The sequence below is a fragment of the Streptomyces sp. NPDC041135 genome (assembly GCF_055592085.1).
The window spans coordinates 381,048-397,050 of the sequence record NZ_JBVIYZ010000004.1; the positions used below are offsets into that span (position 1 = coordinate 381,048).

13 protein-coding genes are annotated in these 16,003 nt (G+C 72.5%); 3 read left to right on the forward strand and 10 right to left on the reverse strand.

Translation table 11 applies throughout. The features are described 5' to 3' along the window. Positions 1 to 96 precede the first annotated feature (96 nt). Positions 97 to 1,524 carry an AI-2E family transporter gene (locus tag ACZ6CZ_RS12875; RefSeq protein WP_469018778.1) on the forward strand — a complete coding sequence of 476 codons (1,428 nt, stop codon included), beginning with the start codon at positions 97 to 99 and terminating at the stop codon, positions 1,522 to 1,524. Between the two features lie 29 nt (positions 1,525 to 1,553). On the opposite strand, the gene ACZ6CZ_RS12880 is transcribed toward ACZ6CZ_RS12875, so the two are convergent. After that, entirely contained in the window at positions 1,554 to 2,087 is a 534-nt protein-coding gene (locus ACZ6CZ_RS12880; protein ID WP_469018780.1) for an alkyl hydroperoxide reductase, read from the reverse strand. A 3-nt stretch (positions 2,088 to 2,090) separates the two neighbouring features. After that, the gene (locus ACZ6CZ_RS12885; RefSeq protein ID WP_469018783.1) at positions 2,091 to 2,645 is read right to left on the reverse strand and encodes a peroxiredoxin; all 555 of its coding nucleotides are present in this window, start codon (positions 2,643 to 2,645) and stop codon (positions 2,091 to 2,093) included. 133 nt (positions 2,646 to 2,778) lie between these two features. On the opposite strand from ACZ6CZ_RS12885, the gene ACZ6CZ_RS12890 reads away from it, so the two are divergent. Next, positions 2,779 to 3,735 (forward strand): LysR substrate-binding domain-containing protein, encoded by a 957-nt coding sequence (locus ACZ6CZ_RS12890; protein ID WP_469018786.1) that lies wholly within the window; start codon positions 2,779 to 2,781, stop codon positions 3,733 to 3,735. A gap of 78 nt (positions 3,736 to 3,813) precedes the next feature. Here ACZ6CZ_RS12890 and ACZ6CZ_RS12895 read toward each other — a convergent pair whose 3' ends face one another. The 5 genes from ACZ6CZ_RS12895 to ACZ6CZ_RS12915 all read right to left on the reverse strand — a co-directional run bounded on the left by ACZ6CZ_RS12895 (position 3,814) and on the right by ACZ6CZ_RS12915 (position 8,656). Next, positions 3,814 to 6,156, reverse strand: coding sequence for an ABC transporter permease (locus ACZ6CZ_RS12895; protein ID WP_469018789.1), 2,343 nt, complete (start codon positions 6,154 to 6,156; stop codon positions 3,814 to 3,816). Continuing rightward, positions 6,153 to 6,848 (reverse strand): ABC transporter ATP-binding protein, encoded by a 696-nt coding sequence (locus ACZ6CZ_RS12900; protein ID WP_469018792.1) that lies wholly within the window; start codon positions 6,846 to 6,848, stop codon positions 6,153 to 6,155. The genes ACZ6CZ_RS12895 and ACZ6CZ_RS12900 overlap by 4 nt, the downstream gene beginning before the upstream one ends. Next, the gene (locus ACZ6CZ_RS12905) at positions 6,845 to 7,369 is read right to left on the reverse strand and encodes a PadR family transcriptional regulator (RefSeq protein WP_469018795.1); all 525 of its coding nucleotides are present in this window, start codon (positions 7,367 to 7,369) and stop codon (positions 6,845 to 6,847) included. The genes ACZ6CZ_RS12900 and ACZ6CZ_RS12905 overlap by 4 nt, the downstream gene beginning before the upstream one ends. Positions 7,370 to 7,463: 94 nt before the next feature. Continuing rightward, positions 7,464 to 7,724: a type II toxin-antitoxin system antitoxin gene (locus ACZ6CZ_RS12910; protein ID WP_469018797.1), complete on the reverse strand. Its 261-nt coding sequence runs from the start codon at positions 7,722 to 7,724 to the stop codon at positions 7,464 to 7,466. After that, positions 7,721 to 8,656, reverse strand: coding sequence for an SPFH domain-containing protein (locus tag ACZ6CZ_RS12915; protein ID WP_469018799.1), 936 nt, complete (start codon positions 8,654 to 8,656; stop codon positions 7,721 to 7,723). Before ACZ6CZ_RS12915 ends, ACZ6CZ_RS12910 begins: the two co-directional genes overlap by 4 nt. 266 nt (positions 8,657 to 8,922) lie before the next feature. On the opposite strand from ACZ6CZ_RS12915, the gene ACZ6CZ_RS12920 reads away from it, so the two are divergent. Then, positions 8,923 to 11,247: a transglycosylase domain-containing protein gene (locus ACZ6CZ_RS12920; protein WP_469018802.1), complete on the forward strand. Its 2,325-nt coding sequence runs from the start codon at positions 8,923 to 8,925 to the stop codon at positions 11,245 to 11,247. Positions 11,248 to 11,296: 49 nt separating this feature from the next. Here ACZ6CZ_RS12920 and ACZ6CZ_RS12925 read toward each other — a convergent pair whose 3' ends face one another. From ACZ6CZ_RS12925 to ACZ6CZ_RS12935, 3 genes are all read right to left on the reverse strand, one after another. Beyond that, positions 11,297 to 13,459 carry a SpoIIE family protein phosphatase gene (locus tag ACZ6CZ_RS12925; protein ID WP_469018805.1) on the reverse strand — a complete coding sequence of 721 codons (2,163 nt, stop codon included), beginning with the start codon at positions 13,457 to 13,459 and terminating at the stop codon, positions 11,297 to 11,299. Positions 13,460 to 13,754: 295 nt separating this feature from the next. Further along, positions 13,755 to 14,447 carry a cytidylyl-2-hydroxypropylphosphonate hydrolase gene (gene fomD, locus ACZ6CZ_RS12930; protein WP_469018807.1) on the reverse strand — a complete coding sequence of 231 codons (693 nt, stop codon included), beginning with the start codon at positions 14,445 to 14,447 and terminating at the stop codon, positions 13,755 to 13,757. 102 nt (positions 14,448 to 14,549) lie between these two features. After that, the gene (locus ACZ6CZ_RS12935) at positions 14,550 to 15,950 is read right to left on the reverse strand and encodes a class II fumarate hydratase (protein WP_469018809.1); all 1,401 of its coding nucleotides are present in this window, start codon (positions 15,948 to 15,950) and stop codon (positions 14,550 to 14,552) included. Positions 15,951 to 16,003 lie beyond the last annotated feature (53 nt).

Here is a 16,003-nt window from a genome sequence, read left to right on the forward strand (position 1 = left end):
TAGGGGGAGGGGCTGTCGCCCTGTACGGTCGGACGCGAACGACTCCAGGGGGGAGTGGTGGCGTACACCCGGGGACGCGGGGGAAGAGGACGGATCATGTCGCGAGTGCCAGGGTGGCTCGGCCGTATCGGTGCCGGGTTGACCGAGATGAGCGAAAGACTCGACGAGCGCCGTGCCGAGGTGGAGAAGGAACACTCCGTCACCTCGCCCGCGCCCGACCGCGTCTCCTCGCCCGCCGATCACGCGGTGGCGATGGCCGTCGTCCCGGTCACCCGCCCCGACCCCACCCAGGCGGTGCCCTGGGGCATGCGGGTCGCGGCCGAGGCGGGCTGGCGGCTGCTGGTCCTGGCGGGCACCCTGTGGGTGCTGATGCGGGTCATCAGCGCCGTCCAGCTGGTCGTGCTGGCCTTCGTCGCGGCGCTGCTCATCACCGCGCTGCTCCAGCCGACCGTCGCCCGGCTGCGGTCCTGGGGGCTGCCGCGCGGCCCGGCCACCGCGCTCACCGCGGTCCTCGGCTTCGTCATCATGGGGCTGATGGGCTGGTTCGTGACCTGGCAGGTCATGGAGAACATCGACACGCTCTCCACCCAGATACAGGACGGCATCGACGAACTGCGCAAGTGGCTGCTGCACAGCCCCTTCCACGTCACCGACAAGCAGATCAACCAGATCGCCAAGAACCTGCGGGAGGCGATCGGCGCCAACACCGACGCGATCACGTCCGTGGGCCTGGAGGGCGTCCAGGTCGTCGTCGAGGCGCTGACCGGCATCCTGCTGACGGTCTTCTCCACGCTGTTCCTGCTCTACGACGGCCGCCGCATCTGGGAGTGGTCGCTGAAGCTGGTGCCCGCCCCCGCCCGCCCGGCGATGGCCGGCGCCGGCCCGCGGGCCTGGTCCACGCTGACCGCGTACGTGCGCGGCACGGTGATCGTCGCCCTGATCGACGCCATCTTCATCGGCCTCGGCATCTACTTCCTCGACGTGCCCATGGCCGTGCCGCTGGCCGTGTTCATCTTCCTGTTCTCCTTCATCCCGCTCGTCGGAGCGGTGGCCTCCGGCGCGTTGGCGGTGGTCGTGGCCCTGGTGACGCAGGGTGTGTTCACCGCCGTGATGACCCTCGCGGTGGTCCTCGCCGTCCAGCAGATCGAGGGACACGTCCTGCAGCCGTTCATCCTCGGCCGCGCGGTCCGGGTGCACCCGCTGGCCGTCGTCCTGGCGGTGGCGGCCGGCGGCATGGTGGCCGGCATCGGCGGCGCGGTGGTGGCCGTACCGCTGGTGGCGGTGACGAACACGGTGGTGACGTATCTGCGGAAGTACTCGCTGGAACAGGCGTCGCACCCACCCGCCCGGCCGGGGACGCCGCCCGCCGGCGCGCCCGGGTCCGGGAACGGGGCGGCGCCGGCCGGCGGAGAGAGCGCGGGACCGGCGCCGGTGGAGGACGCGCCGGGCGACGCCCCGGAGGACGCCGTGCCCGAACAGCCGAAGGCCCCGGTGAACGCCGAGAACCCCGCCCACGGTCAGTGAGCGGGGTCCCGGGCGGGTCCTGAAGGGCCTTACTCGGCCAGGACGGCCTCGGCGTCGAGGGTGACGCCCACGGCCTGGACCACGGAGGCGATCTTGAACGCCTCCTGGATCACCTCGCGCTCCACGCCGGCCTTGCGCAGCACCTGCTCGTGCGAGTCCAGGCACATCCCGCAGCCGTTGATCGCGGAGACCGCGAACGACCACAGTTCGAAGTCGGCCTTGTCGACACCGGGGTTGCCGATGACGTTCATCCGCAGACCGGCGCGCAGGGTGCCGTACTCGTGGTCGGACAGCAGGTGCCGGGTGCGGTAGAAGACGTTGTTCATCGCCATCACCGCGGCGGCGGCCTTGGCGGCCGTGTACGCCTCGGGCGACAGGTTCGCCTTCGCCTCCGGCTCCAGCTCGCGCAGCACGATCGGGGACCGCGAGGCGATCGCGGTCGCCAGCACCGTGCCCCACAGCTGCTGCGCCGGCAGGTCGGAGTTGCCGATGACCGAGCCCAGGTTGAGCTTCAGGTCCTTGGCGTAGTCAGGGACGCGGGACTTCAGCGAGTCGAGCGACATGGGTCACTCACCGGCCAGCAGCGCGACCGGGTCGAGCGTCTCGTCGCCCTTGCTCCAGTTGCACGGGCACAGCTCGTCCGTCTGCAGCGCGTCCAGGACCCGCAGGACCTCCTTGGGGTTACGGCCGACGGAACCGGCGGTCACCATGGAGAACTGGATCTCGTTGTTCTGGTCCACGACGAAGACCGCGCGCTTGGCGAAGCCGTCCTCGCCCTCGATGCCGAGGGCGCGCATCAGCTCGTGCTTGGAGTCGGCCATCATCGGGAACGGCAGGTCGCGCAGGTCGTCGTGGTCCTTGCGCCAGGCGTGGTGGACGAACTCGGAGTCGCCGGAGAAGCCGAGGACCTGGGCGTCGCGGTCGGCGAACTCGTCGTTCAGCTTGCCGAAGGCGGCGATCTCGGTCGGGCACACGAAGGTGAAGTCCTTGGGCCAGGCGAAGATGACCTTCCACTTGCCCTCGTAGGTCTTGTGGTTGATCGCCTCGAACTCCTTGCCCTTCTCCAGCGAGACGCAGGCGGTCAGTTCGAACTCGGGGAACTTGTCACCGACAGTGAGCACACGCTCTCCTTGCAGCGAGGAAGAGCCCCTTTTGAGGGTCTTTCCCATGGGTTGGACGTAGTCGATGTTGGCACAGGGTGCATTGATTGCAGAAATAGCTACACTCGGTCGTGTTGATCGGAGGTGGCTATTAGTGACGTTCAGTAACGGCGGCAAGCGCAGGCAGCCGAGTCTCGCGCAGCTGCGGGCCTTCGCCGCCGTCGCGGAGCACCTGCACTTCAGGGACGCGGCGGCCGCGATCGGGATGAGCCAGCCCGCGCTGTCCGGAGCGGTCTCGGCGCTGGAGGAGACCCTGGGCGTGACCCTCCTCGAGCGTACGACGCGCAAGGTACTGCTCTCGCCCGCCGGGGAGCGGCTGGCGGTGCGGGCGAAGGCCGTGCTGGACGAGGTCGGCGCGCTGCTGGAGGAGGCCGAGGCGGTACGGGCGCCCTTCACCGGCGCGCTGCGCCTCGGGGTCATCCCGACCGTCGCGCCGTACCTGCTGCCGACGGTGCTGCGCCTGATCCACGAACGCTACCCGCACCTCGACCTCCAGGTGCACGAGGAGCAGACCGCCAGCCTCCTCGACGGGCTGACCTCCGGCCGCCTCGACCTGCTGCTGCTCGCCGTGCCGCTCGGTGTCCCCGGGGTGGTGGAGCTCCCGCTGTTCGACGAGGACTTCGTGCTCGTCACACCGCTCGACCACCGGCTCGGCGGACGCGAGGGCATCCCGCGCGAGGCCCTGCGGGAGCTGCACCTGCTGCTCCTGGACGAAGGGCACTGCCTGCGCGACCAGGCCCTGGACATCTGCCGGGAGGCGGGGCGGGAGGACGCGCCGGTCACCACCACGGCCGCCGGCCTGTCCACGCTGGTCCAGCTCGTCGCGGGCGGGCTCGGCTGCACCCTGCTGCCGCGCACCGCCCTGAAGGTGGAGACGACCCGCAGCAGCCGGCTCCTGACGGGCGGCTTCGCCGAGCCCGCGCCCAGCCGCCGGGTCGCGCTGGCGATGCGGGCGGGGGCGGCCCGGGGCGCGGAGTACGAGGAACTGGCCGCCGCCCTCCGCGAGGCCCTGCGCCCGCTGCCGGTCCGGGTCGTCGACCCGGAGGACTGAGCGGCCCGGCCGGGGCGCCGTCCCGCCGAGCCCGCCCCGCCGAGCCGGCGCCCCGTGGGAGCGGCCGGCGGCCGGTGCCTACTCGGTCCGCAGCCCCTCCGGGCGCATCAGCCGCATCAGCGGCGGCAGGCTGAGCAGAGTGACGGCGAGCACCACTCCCGCGCCGGCGCCGGTCATCGACAGCACGCTCGCCCAGTCGACGGTGACCGGGGTGGCCGTCATCTTCAGCAGCACCACGCCGAGGGTGAGGCCCACCACCGAGGCCAGCAGCAGGCCGAGGGCGATCGGGACCGCCGTCTGCCACAGCACCGACAGGCCCAGGGTGCGGCGCCGGGTGCCGAAGGCGACCAGCGCCGACAGCAGCTTGCGCCGCTCGCGCAACTGCTCCAGCTGGGAGACCAGCAGGCTCGCCCCGATCAGCGCCAGCACACACACCGCGCCGACGAACAGACCGGTGCGGATGGAGGTGAACTTCCGCGCGCTCTCGGTCTCCGACCACACCCAGGCGTGCGCCAGCGGGTCGATCGCGGCGGCGGTGTTGCGCACGTGCTCGTGCGCGTCCGGCACCGACGGCCGCAGCGAGACGTAGACCGCGGGGCTGAGCAGCGGCGTCACCCGGGCGGGCACGGCGGCCGGTGTCATCAGCAGGCCGCTGCCCCGGCTCCCGTCGGGTGCCTCGATCACCCGGGCGTCCTTCAGGCCGCCGGGGACGGTCCAGGTGAGGTCCGGGCCCTGCGCGGCGCCGTAGCTGGTGTCGAAGTGCAGCCTGCGGCCCGGACGGGCGAGCGCGGTCACGTCGGCGTCGGAGTCACCGCCCGTCGCGGTGAAGACGTCCCCGTCGCGGCACGAGTCCAGCCGGGCCACCTCGCGCAGGGAGGCGCAGTCGCCGACGGTGACACTGGTCGAGGTGTTCTCCGTCTGCTCGTCGCTCCAGCGGTGCGCGCCGAGCGTGATCCTCGCCAGCGCGGTGGCCCGGCGCACGCCCTCGGTCGCGGTGAACCGCTCGGCGGCCGGCCGCAGCGCCGCCCCGCGCGAGAGGTCGACCTGCATCTGGGCCCGGGCGGTGTCCTCGCCGGTGGACTTGGAGTACGAGCCCTCGACCCCGGCGAACACCATCTGCAGGGCGATCGCCCCGGCCACGGCGACGGCGATGCCGTTCACCATCCGGGCCGCCGTACCGCTGCTCAGCTGGAGCCGCCGTACCGCCAGCTGCCAGGCGACCCCGCCCGCGCCGAGCCGGGCCACGAACGCCTCGACGGCCCAGGGCAGCAGCGCGGTCACACCGACCAGCAGCAGCAGGACACCGCCGATGACCAGGTACTCGTTGAAGGCGCCGTTCGTCCGGCCGTGGCCGATCATCGGGGCCAGCAGGGCGAGGCCGCCCACCGGCAGCAGCAGCCGCCACCACAGCCGCCGGCGCGCGGGCCGGGCCGTCCGCACCACGCCCAGCGGTTCGATGACCACCCCGCGCAGCGCGAACAGCGTCACCAGCACCGCCGCCGCCGGGACGGCGACCGCGACCAGGAGCGCCAGTGCGGGGGTGGGGTCGAGGTAGCTGGGGAACACGCTGATGCCGAGAACCTCGACGGAACCGGCCACCTGACGGCCCAGCAGGAAGAAGCCGGTGCCGAAGACCAGCCCGAGCAGCGAGCCGGTGACCGCCTCGCCGGCCGCTATCCGCCGGGTCATGCGGCTGTCGGAGCCCACCAGCCGCAGCGCCGCCAGCCTGCGGTCGCGCCGTTCGCCGCCGAACCGCACGGCCGCGGCGATGAACACCGCGACCGGCATCAGCAGCACCACGAACACGATCAGCACCAGCAGGATCAGCACCGGGTCGGCGCTGTCCGGCGGGGTCGCCTGCGGACGCCCGAACGCGGTGATCCGGGCCGTCTGCGAGCCGTTGACGCGTGCGGCGAGGTGCTCGGCGCCGGCGTAGTAGGCCAGCTCCCGCGAGCCGATGAGGCCCTCCTCGGCGATCGTGCCGGTCACCCGGTACGGCAGCCGCTCGCGCAGCAGCCGGCCGCCGGCCGAGCCGAGCAGCTCCTTCAGCGCGGGGGAGACGACCATGTCGCCGGGCGCCGGGTAGGCGGAGAGGCCCGGTGCCAGCGGGGCCCTGGGCCCTTCGGGTTCGACCAGCCGGCCGCGCACGTCCTTGCCCCGGAACGTGGTGTCCACGTCCGAGATCACCAGGGTGTCGGCGGCCTTCGCCCGCGGCGGGCCGTAGGTGTAGTCCAGCCGGGCGTCGTCGCGCTGGTGCCGCGCCGACATCGCGGTGGGCAGTGCGGTCGTCAGCAGCAGCAGCGCCACGCCGAGGCCGACGCCGACCGCCGTCAACAGCATCCGGACCCAGCCCTCGCGCCCGCCGGTGAAGGCGAACCGGGCCCCCAGACCCAGGTCCCTGGCCCACTGCCGGACCCTCATACGACCCGCTCCATGTCCCGGGACCGGCCGTCACGCACGACGATCTCGCGGTCGGAGTAGGCGGCCACCCGGGCCTCGTGCGTGACCAGCACGACGGCCGCGTTGGTCGAGCGGGCCGCGTCGGTCAGCAGCTCCATCACGCGCTCGCCGTTGTAGGAGTCCAGCGCGCCGGTCGGCTCGTCGGCGAACAGCACCCGGGGGCCGGTGACCAGCGCCCGCGCCACCGCGACGCGCTGACCCTGGCCGCCGGAGACCTCACCGGGTCGCTTGCCCGCGAGGTCGTCCACCTCCAGCCGCTCCATCCAGGACAGCGCGGCCCGCTCGGCCTCCTTGCGGGAGGTGCCGTTCAGCCGCATCGGCAGGGCGACGTTCTCCACACAGGTCAGCTCCGGGACCAGCTGACCGAACTGGAAGACGAACCCGAACTCGGTGCGGCGCAGCGCGCTGCGCCCGGTGTCGCCGAGGGTGGCCAGCTCGCGGCCGGCGTAGGTGATGGAGCCGGAGTCGGGCGGCACGATGCCGGCCAGGCAGTGCAGCAGCGTCGACTTGCCGGATCCCGAGGGCCCCATGACGGCGACGACCTCGCCGGGGTGGATGGAGAAGTCGGCGCCGTCCAGGGCGAGCGTCGGGCCGTAGGCCTTGCGCAGGTCGCGGGCGGTGAGCAGGGAGCCGGGGGGCGGGGTGCCGGTCATGCGGACACCACCGCCCGCAGCTTCTCCAGCCGCGCGGCCGTCAGCTCCAGCCAGCGCAGGTCCGCCTCCAGGTGGAACAGCGCGTGATCGCAGATCAGCTGGTCCGCCAGGTCGCCCTTGCGCTTGCGGTCGGTCAGGATGCGCATGCTGCGCAGGTGCTCGGCGCGCTGGGTGTCGAGGATGTCGGCCGCGTCGCGCCGGGTGAGCAGGGCCAGGACGACCTTGGTGTAGAGCGTCGACTGAAGGTACGGCTCCGGCTTCTCCGGTGTCGCCAGCCAGCGCTCGACGTCGGTGATCCCGGCATCCGTGATGGCGTACCGCTTGCGCTCCGGGCCGCCTCCCGCCTCGATGCCGTCGACCTCGACCAGCCCGTTCTTCAGCAGGCGGGACATCGTCGAGTAGACCTGGCCGTAGTGCAGCGGCCGGTCGTGACCGAACTTGTCGTCGAAGGCCCGCTTCAGGTCGTAACCGTGTCGGGGGCCGGACTCCAGGAGTCCTAGAAGGGTGTGACCGATGGACATGCTCCGCACTCTACACACCGTGTATACGCGGTGTGTATACGTCGAGTGTCCAGTCCGTGCCGCCGGGTGCGCCCCCGCAGGTCGGGGGCGATTGTCACGGTTCCGAAACAGGCGGCCGGCCGCGCCGGGGCAGCGGTCCGGTGTCCTTCGGCAGCCGGCCCGCCTCCGCCAGCGCCTTGCGCAGCAGGAACTCGATCTGCGCGTTGGCCGAGCGCAGCTCGTCCCCGGCCCAGCGCGCCAGGGCGTCGTGCACCGCCGGGTCCAGCCGCAGCAGCACCTGCTTGCGCTGCCGCGGCCGGCGCCGCGCGGTCTCCTCGGCCGGGTCCGGGTCCCGCGCCGGGTCCGGGTCGGTCACTGGTACAGGGTCCCGGTGTTGAGCACGGGCTGGGGTGCCCGGTCCCCGCACAGCACGACCATCAGGTTCGACACCATCGCCGCCTTCCGCTCGTCGTCCAGCTCCACGATGTCCCGCTCCGCGATCCGGGCGAGCGCCGCCTCCACCATGCCGACCGCACCGTCCACGATCTGCCGCCGGGCGGCGACCACCGCGCCGGCCTGCTGCCGCTGGAGCATCGCCGAGGCGATCTCCGGCGCGTAGGCGAGGTGGGTGAAGCGCGACTCGATGATCCGCACCCCGGCCGCCTCCACGCGCGCGTGCAGTTCGACGGCCAGCTTCTCGGTGATCTCCTCGGCGTTGCCGCGCAGCGACAGCCCGTCCTCCTCGTGGGCGTCGTACGGGTACTCGATCGCGATGTGCCGGACGGCCGTCTCGGTCTGCGTGGCGACGAACTCGGTGTAGTCGTCGACCTCGAAGGTGGCCTGCGCGGTGTCCCGCACCTTCCAGACCACGACCGCGGCCAGCTCGATCGGGTTGCCGTAGGCGTCGTTGACCTTCAACACCGCGGTCTCGTGGTTGCGGACCCGGGTGGAGATGCGGGTGCGCGAGGTGAAGGGGTTGACCCAGCGCAGGCCGTCCTCGCGGATCGTGCCCCGGTAGCGCCCGAAGAGCTGGACCACCCGGGCCTCGCCCGGCGCCACCGTGTTCAGTCCGCGCATCGCCACCACGGAGGCGAGGAAGACCAGCACCCCGGCGACGACCAGGCCGGCCTGGGTGCCGCTCGCGGAGACCGCCGAGGAGGAGGCGACCAGGGCCACCGCGGCCACCAGCCCCAGCAGGCCGAGCAGCAGGGCGAGTCCGCCGCCGATGCTGCGCGCGGTGAACTCCCGCACGCGTGGCGCGGGCATCTCGGGTACGTCGGCGGTCGCGGACGCGTCGTGTGCGGTCATGGGTGGCCCCCCGGGTCTGTCGTGTCCAGCTGAACTCTAGCTTGGTTCTAGCTAAGTGATATCACATTACCCCGCCAGGCAACCCTTGACGCCCGTGGGCCGTCGGTTTCCTCGGGGCGGACACCACCGGTTCCGCCCGGGCGGGTGCTGATTGTCACGTCCGCAAAAGAGCGGATCGGACGCCCTTTGTCATAGAGCCGGGTGTTAGCTTTCGGAGCTGACCTGTGAGAGCCGGCCACGGAGACGGAAGCGGAGCGTAGGGACCCATGGGACGAGCGGAAGAGAGACGAGCGCGACAGCGTGGTGGCCACCGCGCGGCGCCCAAGCGCCGCTCGTCGGCGGCCGGGGACAAGCCCGCCCGGGGCTTCGTGCGTCGGCTGTTCACCTGGAAGAAGATCCTCGGCACGTTCTTCGGACTGTGCCTGCTGGGCATCGGCGCCTTCCTGGCGCTGTACATATCCGTGGACATACCCGCCGGCAACGTCGCCGCGCAGCGGCAGAGCAACGTCTACAAGTACAGCGACGGCACGATCCTGGCCCGCGACGGCAAGGTCAACCGGGAGATCGTGGACCTGTCCAAGGTGCCCAGGAAGGTCCAGCTGACCTTCGTGGCCGCCGAGAACAAGTCCTTCTACACCGACCACGGCGTGGACCTCAAGGGCACCACCCGCGGCCTGGTCAACACCCTCTCCGGCAAGGGCAAGCAGGGCGGCTCGACGATCACCCAGCAGTACGTCAAGAACTACTACCTCAGCCAGGACCAGACGGTCAGCCGCAAGCTGAAGGAACTGGTCATCTCGCTGAAGGTGGAGCGCGAGAAGAACAAGGACGAGATCCTCGCGGGCTACATCAACACCAGCTACTACGGCCGCGGCGCCTACGGCATCCAGGCCGCCGCCCAGGCCTACTACCGGGTCGACGCCCAGGACCTGAGCGTGGCGCAGGGCGCCTACCTGGCGGCCCTGCTCCAGGCGCCCAGCCAGTACGACTGGGCCGTCGCCTCCGACACCGGCAAGCGGCTGGTGACGGCGCGCTGGAACTACGTCCTGGACAACATGGTCGAGGAGGGCTGGCTGGACGCGGCCAAGCGCCGGTCCCTGACGTTCCCCAAGCCCAAGGAGCCCAAGGGCGCCCCCGGCATGGAGGGACAGAAGGGCTACCTGGTCGCCCTCGCCAACACCCAGCTGGAACAGCAGCTGATGGAGCAGGACGGCATCTCCCAGGCGGACGCGGCCGCGCTGGTGGAGAACCAGGGCTGGACCATCACCCTGAACATCGACCGGACCCGGCAGGCCGCGCTGGAGAAGGCGGTCAAGACCCAGCTGACCGGCCGGCTCGACCCGAAGAAGCGCAAGGTCGACGCCGACGTGCAGGCGGGCGCCGTGTCCGTGGACCCCAAGACGGGCCGGATCGTCGCCCTGTACGGCGGCCAGGACTACTTCAAGCACTACTTCAACAACGCCACGCGCCGCGACTACCAGCCCGCCTCCACCTTCAAACCGGTCATCCTGGCCGCCGCGCTGGAGCAGAACGCCACCACGCAGGACGGCAAGCCCATCAACGCCGACACCGTCTACGACGGCACCAGCCGCCGCCAGGTCCTCGACCACGGCACCAAGGCCGGCTTCGCCCCGCCCAACGAGGACGACGTCAGCTACGGCGACATCACCGTCCAGCAGGCCATGAACAAGTCCGTCAACTCCGTCTTCGCCCAGATGGGCGTGGACGTCGGGATGAAGAACGTCATGTCGGCCGCGGACAAGCTCGGCATGGACACCAAGGGCATGCAGGCGGTGCCCGCCCAGACGCTGGGCTCGATGGGGGCCAGCCCGCTGGAGATGGCGGGCATCTACGCCACCTTCGACAACCACGGCAAGAAGGTGACGCCGACCATCGTGAAGTCGGCCGAGAAGAAGGACCGTTCGGTCCACATCGCGGACGCGGTCGGCGGCCCGGTGATCAGCCGCACCGCCGCCGACACCGTGACCTCCGTGCTCACCGGCGTGGTCGACGACGGCACGGCGCAGCGCTCGGTGGCGAGCAACCCGCTGCGCGACGGCCAGCAGGTGGCGGGCAAGACCGGTACCTCCGACTGCAACCGCTCGGCCTGGTTCACCGGCTACACGCCGGACCTGGTCACCTCGGTCGGCCTGTTCGGCGAGGCGGCCAAGGCCGGGGGCAAGGGCTGCGACGGCGAGCCGGTGAAGAGGTTCGCCCACGTCTCCCTCAAGGGCGCCATGGGCGAGGGCCGCGTCAACGGCGGCGGTCCGCCGGCGCAGATCTGGGCCGCGTACACCTTCGGCGTGACCCGGAAGGAGGCGTTCGACCTGAACACCACGCAGGGCGCGGCCGTCGAGCCGACGCCGTCGTTCAGCTACTCGGCCACTCCGTCCGACACCCCGTCGCAGACCCCGACCAGCGAGCCGCCGACGTCCTCGACGCCCACGTCCGAGTCGCCCTCGCCGACGCCGAGCCAGACGCCGACCACCACCCGGCCGCCCACGCAGACGCCGAGCCAGACGCCGACCACCACCCGCTCGCCCACCGGCGGCATCACCGACAACCCGCTGAACCCCGACGACGAGCCGTAGGCCCGGCCCCGGCCGGGCGGGGCCCGGCCGGGGCGGCCCGGCCGCGGGTTCAGCTGCGGTTCAACTCGAACCAGACCACCTTGCCGGTGCTCAGCCGGGTCGCGCCCCAGCGCCGGGCCAGCCGGTTCACCAGGTACAGCCCGCGGCCGCCCTCGTCGGTGGCCCGGGCCTGGCGCAGCCTGGGCAGCTGCGGCACGTCGTCACCGACCTCGCAGCGCAGCACGTCGGTGCGCAGCAGCCGCAGGGTGACCGGGCGCGAGGCGTACCGCACCGCGTTGGTCACGACCTCGCTCACCAGCAGCTCCACCGAGTCGCTGAGGTCCTCCATGCCCCAGCGGGCGAGCGCCCGCCGGGCCAGCCGGCGGGCCCGGCCGGGAGCCGCGTCCTCCGGCTCCAGGAACCAGTACGCCACGTCGCTCGGCGCGATCCCGTCGAAGCGGGCCGCGAGCAGCGCGATGTCGTCGTCCCGGTCGCCCGGGCCGAGCATGTCCAGCACCTCGTCGCACAGGGCTTCCAGGGGCGGCGGATGGTCCGGCCCGGTCAGCTGGGCGGTCGCCGCCAGCCTCTCCCGCAGCTGCTCTATCCCGGTCCACACGTCCCGCAGCCGGGACTCCACCAGCCCGTCCGTGTACAGCAGCAGGGTCGCCCCGGCCGGCGCGTCCAGCTCGACGGCCTCGAAGTCGACGCCGCCCACCCCGATCGGCGCGCCCGGCGGCACCCGCAGCACCTCGGCCCGGCCGCCCAGGTGCAGCAGGACGGGCGGGGGATGACCGGCGTTGGCGATGGTGATGCGGTGCGCGACCGGGTCGTAGACGGCGTAGAGGCAGGTCGCCATCCGGTCGGTGCCCAGGCGCTGCGCCTGCTCGTCGAGGTGGTGCAGCACCTCCTGCGGCGGCAGGTCCAGGCCGGCCAGGGTCTGCGCGGTGGTGCGCAGCTGGCCCATGATCGCCGCCGACGTCATGGAGTGCCCCATCACGTCCCCGACGACGAGCGCCACCCGGCTGCCCGGCAGCGGGATGGCGTCGTACCAGTCGCCGCCGACCCGCGCCGTCTCGGCCGCCGGCAGATACCGCGAGGCCAGCCGCACCCCCGTGGGGCGCGGCAGGGTCTCCGGCAGCATCGTGCGCTGGAGCTCGTCGGCGATGTAGGCCTCCCGGCCGTACAGCACCGCCTTGTCGATGCCGAGCGCGCTGTGCGTGGCGAGCTGGGCGGCGACGAGCAGGTCGTCCGCCTCGAACGCCAGGCGCTCCGGACGCCGCAGGAACAGCGCCGCGCCGATCACCCGGCGCCGGCCCCGCAGCGGGGCCAGGATGGCGTGCTGGCCGCCCTGCACGACCGTCTCCCCGCCCTCGCCGAGGAGTTCCGGCAGGGCGTCACGGGCGGCGGGCGCGTCCGCGAACACCGGACGCACCCCGCGCAGCACCTCGTTCAGGGCGCCGCCGGGCCGCACCTCGCACAGCTCGGCGGTGAGCGAGGACAGCGAGGACAGCGCGGCGAACTCCGAGACGTCGGACGGGTCGGGCTCCTGGGCGGGCAGGAAGCCGTTCTCGGTGTCCCGCTCCTCCGGGATGCGGTCGGTGCGGCGCAGCCGCAGCACCACCGGACCGGTGGGCCGCTCGTCACCGACGGGCAGCGGGTCGCGCAGATAGACCAGGATCGCGTCCGAGAAGGTCGGAACGGTGGCCCGGCACAGCCCCATCACGATCTCGTCGAGGTCGATGCCCCGGGCGATGCGCCGGGTGGCCGCGCCCACGAAGCGGAGCCGGTCGCCGTCCCGGCGCATCGGCATCGGACGCCCGGGCGGCAGCCCGCGTCCGGTACGGCGCTCCGAACCGCCGGTGCCCCGCTCCTGCTGGGCGCCCGGCTGCGGCGGAATGCCCTCCGCAGCGGGCCGCGGGCGGTGTTCCGCCACGCTCGCCTCCTCCCCGGCGATCGGCTTCACCCGCGCCGGGGGACCCCCGTGCGCGGGCGGCACGCCCAGGGGCTCGGCGGCGGCGGACTGGGCGTGCTCGGGGCCGTTGACTGGGGGCTCCTTCCTCTTGCCGCAGGGCAGGGTCGTACCGGTCCCGGCGGGCGGCTCACCGGCGCGGGTCTGCACCGGTAAGGCGGCCGGGCCGGGCGGCTTCGGGGAACGCAGGAGCGCCCCGCGGGCCTCCGCGGGGTCGACGCCCGGCTGGGGGCGGTCGTAGGAGGAGGTGGGCTGCTCCGTCACGCGTGTCGAATCCGTCCGTCCGGGGCCGCGCGCCGCGCGCGCAGTTCGTCCCGCAGAAACTCCGATACCCGGATTACGTGCCCCAGGAACGGAATTCCCGCGCGGTCAGTGGCCGTCCCTGTGCCACCGGGGGGCCGGCCGCGGCCCGTACCGGCATTGCCCTCGTACCCCTCGCTCACGTCCTGCCGCCCCTCGGTGACGTTCGGTCAAGCCCGCCGCATGCCCCGGTAGTTGTCGCTGCGCTCCCTTGCGGAGGACGATCCTACGGTTGTGGACCGGGGGCGCATCAAGGGTCTCATGAGGACACGTGCGCGGGCGTACGGTCCCAGTCCTCCGGCAGTGACGGTACCGCCCAGGACGGGTCCGGGCGCCAGTCCTGCCAGCCGTCCGCGAACGGGGGGCCCCAGGCCTCGATCGCCGCCACCGCGTCCCGTCCGGCCGCCCGCGCCCGCTCGGCGGTCGCCTCGTCCATCAGCCCGTCCCGCCGGGCCTGCGCGAACTCGTCCTCGTCCAGCCACTGCCAGGAGCGGTCCGGGTGCACGGCGATGTCCAGGAAGTAGTCCACCGAGTCCACCCCGCCCGACCAGCGGGCCAGCGGGTGCTCCAGGTTGACGTACCAGTTCTTGAACTGCCAGCCCGGCTGCCAGAACAGCCACACCGACCAGGGCCGGCCGGGCTGCGCCAGCTTCAGCACACCGGTGCCGAACCACCGGTCCAGCCGCACGGTGCGCGGCTTGGTGTAGCGCGAGCGCAGCGGCTCCTGGTGCACGGGCGTGCCGTCCGCCAGCACCGGCCGCACGCACTCGGTGCCCGGCGCCATCCACGCCGCCAGCAGCTCCGCGTCGTCGCGCACGACGGTGACCGGGCGCACGATGTGGAAGCGCTCACCGGCGTTCTCCCGGTAGCGCCACAGGATCTGGCTCCCGGGCGCCCAGAAGCCCGCCGTGCCGTCCGCCCCCGCGCGTTCCCCGCGCCCCTCGCGTCTCATCGCTCCACCGTCTGCCATGCACAGATATTAGGTGCCGCAGGCATACGACGCTGCGGCACCCGTCACGGTTCCGGGCCGGGGGAGACGGACGCTCCCCGGCCGTTACGGCCGCGTCATCCGCAGGACATCCAGCGCCTCGTCCAGTTGCTCCAGGGTGAGGGCGCCGCGCTCCACATAGCCGTCCTCCAGCACGACCTGACGGATCGTCCGGCGTTCCGCGAGCGCCTTCTTGGCGACCTTCGCGGCCTCCTCGTACCCGATGTACTTGTTCAGCGGGGTCACCACGGACGGCGACGACTCCGCGTACTCCCGGGCCCGCTCCCGGTCGGCGGTGATCCCGTCCACGGTCCGGTCGGCCAGCAGCCGGGAGACGTTGGCGAGCAGCCGGACCGACTCCAGTACGTTCTTGGCGATGACCGGCAGCATCACGTTCAGCTCGAAGTTCCCGGCGGCGCCCGCCGTGGCGATCGTGGCGTCGTTGCCGATCACCTGCGCGGCGACCATCAGCACGGCCTCCGGGACGACCGGGTTGACCTTGCCGGGCATGATCGAGGAGCCCGGCTGGAGGTCGGGCAGCCGGATCTCGGCGAGCCCGGTGCGCGGCCCGGACGCCATCCAGCGCAGATCGTTGGCGATCTTCGTCAGCCCGACCGCGATCGTCCTGAGCTGACCGCTGGTCTCCACGATCCCGTCCCGGGCGCCCTGCGCCTCGAAGTGGTCGCGCGCCTCGGTGAACGGCAGCCCCGTCACCCGGGCCACCTCCGCGATCACCGCGGCGGAGAACCCCGGCGGGGTGTTGATGCCGGTCCCGACGGCGGTGCCGCCCAGCGGCAGTTCGGCGAGCCGGGGCAGGGAGGCGCGCAGCCGCTCGACGCCGTAGCGGACCTGGGCCGCGTAGCCGCCGAACTCCTGGCCCAGGGTCACCGGCGTGGCGTCCATCAGGTGCGTCCGCCCGGACTTCACCACGTCCGCGAACTCCTCGCCCTTGCGGGCGAACGCGGCGGCCAGGTGCTCCAGGGCGGGGATCAGGTCCCGGGTCACCGCGGCGGTGGCGGCGATGTGGATCGAGGAGGGGAAGACGTCGTTGGACGACTGCGAGGCGTTGACGTGGTCGTTGGGATGCACGTCCCGGCCGAGCCGCTCGCTCGCCAGCGTCGCGACGACCTCGTTGGTGTTCATGTTGGACGACGTGCCGGACCCGGTCTGGAACACGTCCACCGGGAAGTGCTCGTCCCACGTCCCCTCCGCGACCTCGGCGGCCGCCTCCTCGATCGCCCGCGCCACGTCCGCGTCGAGCACCCCCAGCTCGGCGTTCACCTTGGCCGCCGCGGCCTTGATCCGGGCCAGCGCCTCGATGTGGGCCCGCTCGATGCGCTGCCCGGACACGGGGAAGTTCTCCACGGCCCGCTGCGTCTGCGCCCGCCACTTGGCATGCGCGGGCACCCGCACCTCGCCCATGGAGTCGTGTTCGATCCGGTACGTCTCATCCTGCTCATCGGCCACAGCCGATCACCTCCATCGCGGACAGCACCACCCTCCCCGAGGCTATTCCACGC